At 71.1% G+C, this 12081-nt stretch carries 12 protein-coding genes; 9 read left to right on the top strand and 3 right to left on the bottom strand.

Annotated features, from left to right (window positions below):
• The 6 genes from ACFYY6_RS34750 to pssA all read left to right on the top strand — a co-directional run bounded on the left by ACFYY6_RS34750 (position 1) and on the right by pssA (position 6463).
• Positions 1 to 2013: a protein meaA gene (locus ACFYY6_RS34750; protein WP_389197264.1), complete on the top strand. Its 2013-nt coding sequence runs from the start codon at positions 1 to 3 to the stop codon at positions 2011 to 2013.
• The gene (locus tag ACFYY6_RS34745) at positions 2010 to 3029 is read left to right on the top strand and encodes a CoA ester lyase (protein ID WP_351634622.1); all 1020 of its coding nucleotides are present in this window, start codon (positions 2010 to 2012) and stop codon (positions 3027 to 3029) included. Before ACFYY6_RS34750 ends, ACFYY6_RS34745 begins: the two co-directional genes overlap by 4 nt.
• A gap of 1 nt (position 3030) precedes the next feature.
• Positions 3031 to 3582 (top strand): MaoC family dehydratase, encoded by a 552-nt coding sequence (locus tag ACFYY6_RS34740; RefSeq protein ID WP_351634624.1) that lies wholly within the window; start codon positions 3031 to 3033, stop codon positions 3580 to 3582.
• A 2-nt stretch (positions 3583 to 3584) separates the two neighbouring features.
• Positions 3585 to 4790: an acyl-CoA dehydrogenase family protein gene (locus tag ACFYY6_RS34735; RefSeq protein ID WP_351520118.1), complete on the top strand. Its 1206-nt coding sequence runs from the start codon at positions 3585 to 3587 to the stop codon at positions 4788 to 4790.
• A gap of 181 nt (positions 4791 to 4971) precedes the next feature.
• Positions 4972 to 5619: a phosphatidylserine decarboxylase gene (locus ACFYY6_RS34730; RefSeq protein WP_335937954.1), complete on the top strand. Its 648-nt coding sequence runs from the start codon at positions 4972 to 4974 to the stop codon at positions 5617 to 5619.
• The gene (gene pssA, locus ACFYY6_RS34725) at positions 5606 to 6463 is read left to right on the top strand and encodes a CDP-diacylglycerol--serine O-phosphatidyltransferase (protein ID WP_386609748.1); all 858 of its coding nucleotides are present in this window, start codon (positions 5606 to 5608) and stop codon (positions 6461 to 6463) included. Before ACFYY6_RS34730 ends, pssA begins: the two co-directional genes overlap by 14 nt.
• A gap of 131 nt (positions 6464 to 6594) precedes the next feature.
• Here pssA and ACFYY6_RS34720 read toward each other — a convergent pair whose 3' ends face one another.
• On the bottom strand, positions 6595 to 7275 hold the full coding sequence (locus ACFYY6_RS34720) for a TetR/AcrR family transcriptional regulator (protein WP_351634628.1): 681 nt from the start codon (positions 7273 to 7275) through the stop codon (positions 6595 to 6597).
• A gap of 91 nt (positions 7276 to 7366) precedes the next feature.
• Here ACFYY6_RS34720 and ACFYY6_RS34715 point away from each other — a divergent pair, with 91 nt between their 5' ends.
• Positions 7367 to 7762, top strand: a complete 396-nt coding sequence (locus ACFYY6_RS34715; RefSeq protein WP_351634630.1) for a hypothetical protein — start codon at positions 7367 to 7369, stop codon at positions 7760 to 7762.
• Between the two features lie 185 nt (positions 7763 to 7947).
• Here ACFYY6_RS34715 and ACFYY6_RS34710 read toward each other — a convergent pair whose 3' ends face one another.
• Positions 7948 to 8958: a zinc-binding alcohol dehydrogenase family protein gene (locus ACFYY6_RS34710; protein WP_351520150.1), complete on the bottom strand. Its 1011-nt coding sequence runs from the start codon at positions 8956 to 8958 to the stop codon at positions 7948 to 7950.
• A 303-nt stretch (positions 8959 to 9261) separates the two neighbouring features.
• Here ACFYY6_RS34710 and ACFYY6_RS34705 point away from each other — a divergent pair, with 303 nt between their 5' ends.
• On the top strand, positions 9262 to 9927 hold the full coding sequence (locus ACFYY6_RS34705) for an SRPBCC family protein (protein WP_389197261.1): 666 nt from the start codon (positions 9262 to 9264) through the stop codon (positions 9925 to 9927).
• 324 nt (positions 9928 to 10251) lie between these two features.
• Here ACFYY6_RS34705 and ACFYY6_RS34700 read toward each other — a convergent pair whose 3' ends face one another.
• A complete protein-coding gene (locus ACFYY6_RS34700) occupies positions 10252 to 11385 on the bottom strand; it encodes a glycerate kinase (RefSeq protein WP_351520126.1) in 1134 nt (377 codons plus the stop codon).
• 113 nt (positions 11386 to 11498) lie between these two features.
• On the opposite strand from ACFYY6_RS34700, the gene ACFYY6_RS34695 reads away from it, so the two are divergent.
• Positions 11499 to 11993, top strand: coding sequence for an NUDIX hydrolase (locus tag ACFYY6_RS34695; protein WP_360114146.1), 495 nt, complete (start codon positions 11499 to 11501; stop codon positions 11991 to 11993).
• The last annotated feature ends 88 nt before the right edge of the window (positions 11994 to 12081 follow it).

The raw sequence follows: 12081 nt of genomic DNA, 5'->3' as shown, positions 1-12081 counted from the left end.
ATGAGCGAACGTCAGAAGGACCGCCCGTGGCTCATGCGGACGTACGCCGGCCACTCCACCGCCGAGGCGTCCAACGAGCTCTACCGGCGCAATCTCGCCAAGGGCCAGACCGGCCTGTCCGTCGCCTTCGACCTGCCGACCCAGACCGGCTACGACCCCGATCACGTCCTCGCCCGCGGCGAGGTCGGCCGGGTCGGCGTGCCCGTGTCGCACCTCGGTGACATGCGACGGCTGTTCCAGGACATCCCCCTGGAGCGGATGAACACCTCGATGACGATCAACGCCACCGCGATGTGGCTGCTGGCGCTCTACCAGGTGGTCGCGGAGGAACAGGGCGCCGACATCACCGGGCTCCAGGGCACCACGCAGAACGACATCGTGAAGGAGTACCTCTCGCGCGGGACGCACGTCTTCCCGCCCGGTCCCTCGCTGCGGCTGACCACCGACATGATCGCGTACACGGTCAACCACATCCCGAAGTGGAACCCGATCAACATCTGCAGCTACCACCTCCAGGAGGCCGGGGCCACCCCGGTCCAGGAGATCGCGTACGCCATGTCGACGGCGATCGCGGTGCTGGACGCCGTACGGGACTCCGGGCAGGTGCCGGAAGAGAAGTTCGGCGACGTGGTCGCGCGGATCTCGTTCTTCGTGAACGCGGGTGTCCGCTTCATCGAGGAGATGTGCAAGATGCGCGCCTTCGGCCGCATCTGGGACCGCGTCACCCGCGAGCGGTACGGCGTGGAGAACCCCAAGCAGCGCCGGTTCCGCTACGGCGTCCAGGTCAACTCGCTCGGGCTGACCGAGGCGCAGCCGGAGAACAACGTCCAGCGGATCGTCCTGGAGATGCTGGCCGTCACCCTGTCCAAGGACGCCCGCGCCCGGGCCGTGCAACTGCCCGCGTGGAACGAGGCGTTGGGTCTCCCCCGGCCCTGGGACCAGCAGTGGTCGCTGCGCATCCAGCAGGTGCTGGCCCACGAGAGCGATCTGCTGGAGTACGAGGACATCTTCGCCGGGTCGCACGTCGTCGAGGCCAAGGTGGACGAGCTGGTCACCGCGTCGCTGGCCGAGATGGACCGGATCCAGGAGATGGGCGGCGCCATGGCGGCCGTCGAGTCCGGCTATCTGAAGTCCGAGCTGGTCGCCTCGCACGCCGCCCGCAGGGCCCGGATCGAGAACGGCGAGGAGAAGATCGTCGGCGTCAACGTCCACGAGACGACGGAGCCGAACCCGCTCACCGCGGACCTCGACGGCGCGATCATGACGGTCGACCCGGCCAACGAGGCCAAGGTCGTCGCCGCCCTGCACGCCTGGCGCGACGACCGGGACGAGGCGCGCGCCACCGACGCGCTGGCCGCGCTGAAGAAGGCCGCCGCCGGCCGCGAGAACCTGATGACGGCGACCGTGGAGTGCGCCCGCGCGGGCGTCACCACCGGGGAATGGGCCTGGGCGCTGCGTGACGTCTTCGGCGAGTTCCGGGCCCCGACGGGCGTCTCGTCGGCCCCCGTGGCGGTGACCGCGGAGCCCGGCACTCCGCTCGCCCTGGTCCGGGAGAAGGTCGCCCGGACCGCGGCCGATCTGGGCACCGGGCGACTGCGACTGCTGGTCGGCAAGCCGGGGCTGGACGGGCACTCCAACGGAGCCGAGCAGATCGCCGTGCGGGCCCGTGACGCCGGGTTCGAGGTGGTCTATCAGGGGATCAGGCTGACGCCCGCGCAGATCGTGTCGGCCGCCCTCGCCGAGGACGTGCACTGCGTCGGCCTGTCGATCCTGTCCGGTTCGCACGCGGAGCTCGTACCGGACGTGCTGGCCCGGCTGCGCGAGGCCGGCGCCTCGGACATCCCGGTCATCGCGGGCGGGATCATTCCGCCCGCCGACGCCGCTGCTCTGGTGGGGGCCGGTGTCGCCGCCGTCTTCACCCCGAAGGACTTCGGCATCACGGAGATCATCGGCCGTATCGTCGACGAGATCCGGAAAGCGAACAAGCTCGACCCTCTGGAGGTCCCCGCATGACTGCCGTCAACCGCCCGCCCGTCTCCCACCACCACCCTCAGGCGACGTCCCTGCGGGACGGCACCTCCCGTCTGCGTCCGCGCCGTTCGTGCCTGGCCGTGCCCGGCTCGAACCCCCGGTTCCTGGAGAAGGCCCAGGGCCTCCCGGCCGACCAGGTCTTCCTGGACCTGGAGGACGCGTGCGCGCCGCTCGCCAAGGAGGGCGCCCGGCACACCATCGTCGACGCGCTGAACAAGGGCGACTGGACGGGCAAGACCCGGGTCGTGCGGGTCAACGACTGGACCACGCACTGGACGTACCGCGACGTCGTCACGGTCGTCGAGGGCGCCGGCCAGAATCTCGACTGCCTCATGCTGCCTAAGGTCCAGGACGCCCAGCAGATCGTCGCCCTCGACCTGCTGCTGACCCAGATCGAGAAGACGATGGGCTTCGAGGTCGGGCGGATCGGCATCGAGGCGCAGATCGAGAACGCCAGGGGCCTGGTGAACATCGACGAGATCGCCGCCGCCTCGCCGCGGCTGGAGACGCTCATCTTCGGCCCGGCCGACTTCATGGCCTCGATCAACATGAAGACCCTGGTCGTCGGCCAGCAGCCGCCCGGGTACGACGCGGACGCGTACCACTACATCCTGATGCGCATCCTGATGGCGGCCCGCGCGCACGACCTCCAGGCGATCGACGGCCCCTTCCTCCAGATCCGTGACGTGGACGCCTACCGCGAGGTCGCCGGCCGTGCCGCGGCGCTGGGCTTCGACGGCAAGTGGGTGCTGCACCCGGGTCAGGTCGATGCGGCCAACGAGGTGTTCTCGCCCTCGCAGGAGGACTACGACCACGCGGAGCTGATCCTCGACGCGTACGAGTGGTGCACCTCCGAGGAGGGCGGCAAGAAGGGCTCGGCAATGCTCGGCGACGAGATGATCGACGAGGCGAGCCGCAAGATGGCCCTGGTCGTCGCCGGAAAGGGGCGCGCGGCCGGTCTGCGCCGCACGTCCGAGTTCGAGGCTCCGGAGGTCTGAGATGCAGTTCGGACGCACCTTCGAGGAGTTCGAGGTCGGCGCGGTCTACAAGCACTGGCCCGGGAAGACGGTCACCGAGTACGACGACCACCTCTTCTGTCTGCTGACCATGAATCACCACCCGCTGCACATGGACAGCAATTACGCGGAGCGGACGACGGATTTCGGGAAGAACGTCGTCGTCGGCAATTACGTCTACTCGCTGCTGCTCGGCATGTCGGTCCCGGACGTCTCCGGAAAGGCGATCGCCAATCTGGAGATCGAATCGCTGAAGCACGTCGCGCCGACCTTCCACGGCGACACGATCTACGGCGAGACGACCGTTCTGGACAAGACCCCCTCGAAGTCCCGGAACGACCGCGGAATCGTGTACGTGGAGACCCGGGGATACAAGCAGGACGGAACGCTGGTCTGCGTGTTCCGCCGCAAGGTGATGGTCCCCACGGAGACGTACATCGAGGAGCGCGGCGGCGAGCAGCCCGGCCGCCCCGAGCCGCTCCCGGCCCCGCAGAAGTCCTCCCCGAAGCCCTCGCAGAAGAACGTGGAGAAGTAACCATGACGCGACTCGCCCAGACCTCCGGTCTCACCGATGTCCAGCAGGAGATCGTCTCCACGGTCCGGGATTTCGTCGACAAGGAGATCATTCCGGTCGCGACCGGTCTGGAACACCGCGACGAGTACCCGACCGAGATCGTCGAGGGACTCAAGGAACTCGGTCTGTTCGGGCTGATGATTCCCGAGGAGTACGGGGGTCTGGGCGAGTCGCTGCTCACGTACGCGCTGTGCGTGGAGGAGATCGCCCGCGGCTGGATGAGCGTGTCGGGCATCATCAACACACATTTCATCGTGGCGTACATGCTCAAGCAGCACGGCACCCAGGAACAGAAGGACACCTTTCTCCCGCGCATGGCCCTGGGCGAGGTCAGGGGCGCGTTCTCGATGTCCGAGCCGGGACTGGGCTCGGACGTGTCGGCGATCACCTCCAAGGGCGTCCGGGACGGCGAGGAGTACGTCCTCGACGGCCAGAAGATGTGGCTGACGAACGGCGGTACGTCCACGCTCGTGGCCGTCCTGTGCCGAAGTGACGAAGGCCACCCCGAGGGCACCGCCCCGCACAAGTCGATGACGACGTTCCTGGTCGAGAAGGAGCCCGGATTCGGCGAGGTGCGTCCGGGACTCACCATTCCCGGCAAAATCGACAAAATGGGCTACAAGGGCGTCGATACCACCGAACTCATCATGGACGGACTGCGAATTCCGGCCAACCGGGTCCTGGGTGGCACCACCGGCCGGGGTTTTTACCAAATGATGGACGGCGTCGAGGTCGGCCGGGTGAATGTGGCCGCCCGTGGCTGCGGTGTCGCGCAACGTGCGTTCGAGTTGGGTGTTTCGTACGCCCAGCAGCGCCAGACGTTCGGGAAGCCGATCGCCCAGCACCAGGCCATCCAGTTCAAGCTGGCCGAAATGGCCACCAAGGTGGAGGCCGCCCATGCCATGATGGTGAATGCGGCTCGCAAAAAGGACTCCGGGGAGCGAAACGACCTGGAGGCAGGGATGGCGAAGTACCTCGCCTCCGAGTACTGCAAGGAAGTCGTCGAGGACGCCTTCCGTATCCATGGCGGCTACGGCTTCTCGAAGGAGTACGAGATCGAGCGCCTCTACCGGGAGGCCCCGATGCTGCTGATCGGCGAAGGTACCGCCGAGATCCAGAAAATGATCATTGGGCGCCGGCTCCTCGAGGAGTACCGGTTCCAGGGTTGATTGTCCCTTTAAAGCCGATTTGGCAGCGAAGAAGATCACACCCTGTCATCCTCAGCCGGTGCCTTCCCGCCGTCCGACTCGGCTGCTGGCTTGCCCAGTTGCGGCTCGCAACCGATAACATCGCCGGAAAAGCCGCCGTCCCCCGTTGCCAGCGCGGCATCATCCGCTACGAAGGTCATCCATGCCCGACAGCCAAACCTCTGCACCGCGCGGCGGTGTCCGCCTTGCACGCGGAGCTTCGCCGTGGCTCCTCCCGACCGTCGCCACCGCGGCGCTCAGCCTCACCCGGGCCCGCAGGTCCGGGCGCTGGGCCGCGGTGGCCGTGCCCACCACCGCGCTCGCGGCGGGCATGCTGTGGTTCTTCCGGGACCCCGAGCGCGAGATCACGCAGGGCCGGGTCATCTCCCCGGCCGACGGCGTGGTGCAGAGCATCATGCCGTGGAAGGACGGACGTACCCGCGTCGCGATCTTCATGAGCCCGCTGAACGTCCATGTGAACCGCGCGCCCCTGGCCGGCACCGTGACCTCCGTCGAGCACGTCCCCGGCGGCTTCGTTCCCGCTTTCAACAAGGAGAGCGAGAACAACGAGCGCGTGGTCTGGCACTTCGACACCGAGCTCGGCGACATCGAGATGGTGCAGATCGCGGGCGCGGTCGCACGTCGTATCGTCCCCTACGTCCCGCAGGGTACAAAGGTGGAACAGGGCGAGCGCATCGGTCTGATCCGCTTCGGCTCCCGCGTCGACCTCTACCTGCCGGAGGGTGTCGAGGTCGCGGTCGAGGTCGGCCAGGCCACTACCGCGGGGGTGACTCGAATTGACCGTGATTGATCCTGAGACCCGGACCGGCTGGGTGCCTGAGTCGGAGTCCGAGGAGGACGCCGGCGAGGACATGCCGCTCTCTCTGCGGCTGTCGATAGCGGACACCCTCACGCTGGGCAACGCCACGTGCGGCTTCATGGCGGTGTACTTCACCACCACCGGAATCCTCATTCCGCACCTCACGGGCAGCGACGAGAGCGGCATGGCGCGGCACTCCGCGGCCACTGCCGTGATCCTGATGCTCCTGGCCGCAGTGTTCGACCTCTTCGACGGGCTCGTGGCCCGCAAGCTGCGTTCCTCGCCGATGGGTGCCGAACTGGACAACCTCTCGGACCTGATCAGCTTCGGGCTCGCCCCGGCGTACTTCGTCCTCGTGTACGGCATGGTCGCGGACGACGCGCACCAGCGGGTGTCGGCGCTGGCGGCGATCGTGGTGCTGTTGGCAGTGGTGCTCAGACTCGCCAGATTCTCCTGCGTGACCATGAAGGACGGCATGTTCCAGGGCATGCCGAGCCCCTTCGGAGCGCTCACGGTCGTCTCGATCGTGCTCCTGGAGCTGCCCTTCGTGCCGACGCTCCTCGCGATCGTCGGGGTGGCGTGGCTGATGGTCAGCCGGGTCGAGTACCCGAAGCCGCGGGGCGTCCTCGCGGTGGCGATGCTCAGCTGGATCATCTCCGCGATGGGGCTCCTGGCCGCGTGGGCGCTGGACGCCCCCGGCGGGCAGCTGCTCCTGCAGACCGGCTGTGCGCTCCAGGTGGTCCTCGGCGCGGTCATCCCGCTCTTCGCGACGGCCCGGAGGGTGAACACCTTCCGCGACAACCGGCGCGAGGCACGGGCGGCCCAGCTGCCGTAACCGCACGAGCGCATGTGAGAGGGCCCCGGGTGCTTCCCAGCACCCGGGGCCCTCTCACATGTACGACCGCGTTTCCCACGCGTGCGACCCGGTGGTGCCCGAAGGCCCGGCGTACGCGGCGGTGGCGCGGCTCACGACGAGCGGACGGTGGCTTCGATGGCGAGGACGAGCACGGACAGCTCGTCGTCGAAGATCCGTCCGGGTGCCACGTCGCGCAGGTGGGGAGCGGCGGCGGCGAGCCGCGGATGATCGCCGGTCCGCTCGGCGAGAGCCAGGAGGTCCGCGGTGCGGTGCGGGTCCACGGGGTCGCCGCGCAGCTCGCGGTGGAGGCGGCCCAGGACCAGGTCGGCGAAGACCAGGTAGTGACGGGCCGCCTGCTCCTCGTCGAGGCCGGCGTCGGCCAGGACGTCCAGGGCGCTCTCCACCAGGTGCAGCGCCCCGGGTCCGACGTGCGCCCGCGTCATATGGATGTCCAGGAGCCCCGGGTAGGCGGCGAGCTCGCGGCGCATGGCCTCGGCGAGCCGCCTCAGCCTGTCCTGCCACGGCCCCTCTCCGAGGTCCGGCGGCACGACCTCGTGCTCGGCGATGGCGTCCATGATGAGACCGACCAGCGCGTCCTTGTCCGGCACATGCCGGTACAGGGCCATCCTGGAGGCGCCGAGGTCGGACGCGAGCCGCCGGATCGTCAGGGCCTGCATGCCCTCGTTGCGCGCGATCTCCAGTCCCGCCGCCACGATCTGCGCGCGGCTCAGGCTGCCCCATGCGCGGCGGCGCGGCACCTCGTCTTCTGCTTCGTCGCCGGAAGGACTCATGCGGAGAACCGTACTCGAGCAACTTGCGGACACCTGTCCACAGAGTTAGGTTTGCCTAACCAAAGTACTTGTGTGGCGTGGAGGGGAAATCATGCCTGTGGAATGGTCCGACTGGCCTCTGCTGGAGATCCACGCCGGGGAGCTGCCGCACGACGAGGCCCGCGCACTGGTGGTACGCACGCTGGACGAGGCGCTCGACCGCGCGGAACCCTTCGCGGCCATGGTGCGCATGCCGCCCACCCCCGAGGGACGGGACACGCGCGGCGCGGTCGACCATGTCCGGTCGGTCCGCGAGCTGCGCCCCCGGCTGGCCGAACGCTGTCGCGGCCTGGTGTTCCTGCTGTCCGCCGAGGAGCAGCAGCGGCACGCGAAGATGCTCAGGTCGGGCACGAAGGTGTGGGGCTGCCCGACCGCGGCGGCCGACGCTCCGGAGCTCGGCCGGGCATGGCTCCGCGGCCGGCTGGCCCCCGCGTCGGACGCGTCCTGATGTGGGTCGTCACGGAGCTCACCGCCCTGCCCTCGTCCTGACCGTGCGGCGCGGGTTCCGGGCCCACGCCGAGCACCGTCGGGGGCGGCGCCGACGGACTCGACGGAGCGACCGTGCCCGCGCCGAACGGCTCCCACGACGGTGGCGGCTACGGCTGACGGCGACGGCTGACGGGGCACGAGGTGTCAGCCGGGCACGAGCACCGCGGCCCCGCGCACCCGGTCGGCGGCCAGGTCGGCCAGGGCCCGGTCGGCCTCGCTCAGCGGGTACGGACTCACCGTGACCCGGATGCCGATGCGCCGGGCCAGGGCGAGGAACTCCCGACCGTCCTCACGCGTGTTGGACGTGACGCTGCGCAGGTCGCGCTCCTGGAAGAGATGGCGCTGGTAGTTCAGCACGGGGACGTCCGACAGGTGGATCCCGGCGATCGCGAGCGTTCCCGCCCTGTCCAGGGCCTCCAGCGCCACCGGCACCAGGTCGCCGACGGGTGCGAACAGGATCGCCGAGTCCAGCGGTTCCGGCGGACGGTCGTACGCGTCGCCCGCCGAGGCGGCGCCCAGCTCCAGCGCCAGCGCGCGGGCGCTCGCCGAGCGGGTCAGCACATGGACGGTGGCTCCCTCGGCGAGAGCCACCTGGGCCGCCAGGTGGGCCGAGGCGCCGAAGCCGTAGATGCCCAGCCGTCCGCCCTCGGGGAGCGCACTGCGCCGCAGGGAGCGGTATCCGATGATGCCCGCGCAGAGCAGCGGGGCGAGGTGGGCGGCGTCCTGGTCGTCGGGGAGGCCGTAGGCGAAGCCCTCCGGGACCACCGTGGTCTCCGCGAAGCCGCCGTCGGAGTCCCAGCCGGTGTAGACGGAGCGGGGACAGAGGTTCTCCCTCCCCGCCCGGCAGTACCGGCAGTTCCCGCACGTACCGCGCAGCCAGGCCCCGCCCACCCGGTCGCCGACGCGGAACCGGCCGGTCCCGTCTCCGGCCGCCACGACCCGGCCGACGATCTCGTGTCCGGGGACGGTGCCCGGCCGGTGCGGCGGGAGGTCGCCCTCGGCCAGATGGAGATCCGTACGGCAGACCCCGCACGCCTCCACGTCCAGCAGCAGCTCCCCCGGGCCGGGGACGGGTTCGGGGCGGCGCACACGTGCCAGGGGGCCGGTGCCGATCGGACCGGGTGTCCGGACGGCCCAGCCGCTCCGCTCGGCCATGGCAGGCCCGGGGACAGCCACACGTCCAGACTGCGGCGACCGGGTCGGAGCGGCAACCGGCCCGGGTTGCGCGTCGACCGGCCCGGGTGCGCGGCCCGCCGCCGTCCGCCCTTACCAGACGTCCGGGCCGCATCACGGGAAGCGCACCGGGCCACGCGCGGGTCGAGGCGCCGGATTCACTCCATCGGTCGTGCGAGGCGTGCGTGTCCCCGCGACGAGACGCAGGCTGATGGGCGACGGCACCGCGACGAGGGCTACCGGACGCCGAAGGTCGGGCGGACGGGCGCCGTAAGAGGTGGAGCCATGCCCCGTGTGTCTGCGCATGTCCATGTGTCCCGCCCCGCGGAGGAGATCTTCTCGTTCCTCCGGGATCCACGGAATCTGGCCGTGTGGTCGTCGAGCATAGACCAGGTGCTCGACGGCCCGGTCGCCACTGACCTCGGCGACCAATACCTCTGCAAGTTCCCCGGCAGGCGCCGGGCGCACCGCCTCACCTGCACCGCGAGCACTCCGGTCGAGTACCTGGCCTTCCGCGGCGCGCGGATGTGGACCCCGCTGGGCCGGCATTCGCCGGAACTGGAGTTCCACCTGAGCCCGACCGGAGGGGGAACCCTGGTCCAGTTGTCGGTCAAGCCGCATCTGGACGGCGGCATGATCATCCTTGCCCCGTTCGTGACGATGGCGTGGCGTCGTGACCTGCCGGTGGAGCTGAGGTTCCTGGCGGACCTGCTCGGCGACGGCGAGCGGAGCGACGCGGACACCGAGCCGTACGACGCGCCCGTCGGACCGTCCGACACGGCCCTGCCGTCCGACGCGGCCTCGGCCGCGGGCGCGGCACGGTTCGATCGGGACGGCGCCGCACGGTTCGACGGACACACCGCCGCCGGGTGGTTCGACGCGAACGCCCGCACCGGACGGACCGACACGGAGACGGGGGACGGCCACGGCAGGGCACCGGCCCCCGGGTGACCCGAGGAGGCCGGTGGTCCGAGGAGGGACCCGGGCCGGTGCGGAACGGGCCTCCTCGGCCGCGGAACGCGGGCGGGTACGCAACGGGGCCGGGGGCGAGGCCGCGACCGGCGATGCCCGCGACGGCGCGAACGTCGGGAGGGGCGCCGGGCCGTGGCGTCGAACTGCCGTCGTCCGGCCGGGAGCCGGGCCGTGCGGCGTCCGGTGCGTGCGGGCGCGAGGGCAAAGGATCGTTCTCGTACGTCCCCGTACGAGAACGACTCCGACAACGCGGCGGCGTGCGGACCAGGCGTCGACCGGCGGGTGGCGGTTCGCCGGCACGGCCTACCGCAGGAAGTCGCGCGCGATCGTCTCGGCCGCCCGTTCCAGCAGCGGTCCCGCCTGAGCCATGGAGACGGCCGGGTCCGGTTCGAGGTCCGCGAGCGCGTACGCGCGGCTGATGCCCGCGCCGTTCAGCGCCTCGGGCGTCAGCGCGAGCCGGCCGCAGACCGCCACGACCTCGACGCCCGCCGCGCGGGCGGCCGCGGCCACGCCCGCCGGGGCCTTGCCGTGCAGGGTCTGTTCGTCGAGCGACCCCTCACCGGTGATCACCAGGGTGGCCCGCGCCAGTGCGGGGGCGAAGCCGAGGACGTCGAGCATGACCTCGATGCCGGGCCGGAACCGGGCCCCGAGCGCGACCAGCGCCCCGTAACCGATGCCGCCCGCCGCACCCGCCCCGGGCAGCCCGGCGTGCTCCGGACCGAGGACGGACGCGTAGTGGGCGAGCGCGGCGTCCAGGACCGCGATGTCCTCCTCGGTGGCGCCCTTCTGCCGCCCGTAGACCTCGGGGGCGCCCTTGGGGCCGGTCAGCGGGTTGTCCACGTCGCTGGCGAGGATCAGGTCCACATCGGCCAGGCGCGGGTCGAGGCCGGACAGATCCGCCTCGGCGAGATCGGCGAGGCCGCCGCCACCGGGCCCGACGGGCTTGCCGTCCGCGTCCAGGAAGCGGGCCCCGAGCGCGGCCAGCATTCCCGCGCCGCCGTCCGTCGTCGCGCTGCCGCCCACGCCGAACACGATCGTCCGGGCGCCCGCGTCGAGCGCGGCGGCCAGCAGCTCTCCGGAACCGTACGTCGTGGCCGTCAGCGGGGCGAACACACCCGCGGGAAGGTGCTGGAGGCCCGAGGCCTCGGCCATCTCCACCACCGCGGTGGTGCCGCGCAGCGCGTACGCCGCCGTCACCGCCTCCCCGAGCGGCCCGGTCACCCGCGCCTCACGGCGCTCGAACCCGGCGGCCACCGCCGCCGCCACCGTGCCGTCGCCGCCGTCCGCCACCGGCAGGGTCTCGACCCGCACCCCCGGGACGACGCGGCGCAGCCCGGCCGTCACCCGCCCGGCGACCTGCGCCGCCGTGAGCGAGCCCTTGAACTTGTCCGCCGCGACGAGCACGCTCGCGGTCTCCGTCACTGCTCCGTCCGCCACCTTGAACCCCTTGCTCTTCGAACAGGCAGTCGCGCCGCACCGACCCTATCCGCAGCGCATACCCGCTGCCCAGGGCCGTCCCGGGCCCGTACCGTGCGACTACGCTTCCCCGCGTGACCACCACTGACTACGCCGCTTACATCGCGGGGCTGCCCCGGGTGCTGGCCGCCGCGGCCACCGTGTTCCGGGACGCCCGCGGCCGGGTACTGCTCGTCGAACCGAACTACCGCGAGGGCTGGGCGCTGCCCGGCGGAACCGTCGAGTCCGACGAGGGCGAGAGCCCCCGGCAGGCCGCACGGCGCGAGACGTCCGAGGAGATCGGCCTCGACCTGCCGCCCGGGCGGCTCCTCGCGGTCGACTGGGCGCGCGGCCCGGGGCGCCCGCCGATCGCCGCGTACCTCTACGACGGCGGCGTGCTCGGGGAGCGGGAGCTGAAGGAGATCCGGCTCCAGGAGGAGGAGCTGCTCTCCTGGGAGCTCGTCGAACGCGACGAACTCGACCGCCACCTGCCCGCCGGTCTCGCCCTGCGCCTGAGGGCGGCGCTGGACGTGCTCGACTCGGGCGGCGCCACGGCGGAGCTGGAGGACGGCCGTCCGGTGACCGGCTGACTCGCGGGGCTTGCCCTGACCGGCCGTCAGCCGGTGAGCTGGTGCACGGGCCACCGGGGTGCGGGAGACCGGGGCGGCGGTCGGCGGC

It is taken from the genome of Streptomyces sp. NPDC001750 (genome assembly GCF_042892615.1).
In the GTDB taxonomy this organism is placed as follows: domain Bacteria; phylum Actinomycetota; class Actinomycetes; order Streptomycetales; family Streptomycetaceae; genus Streptomyces.
This window is presented reverse-complemented; position numbering and strand designations above follow the sequence as displayed.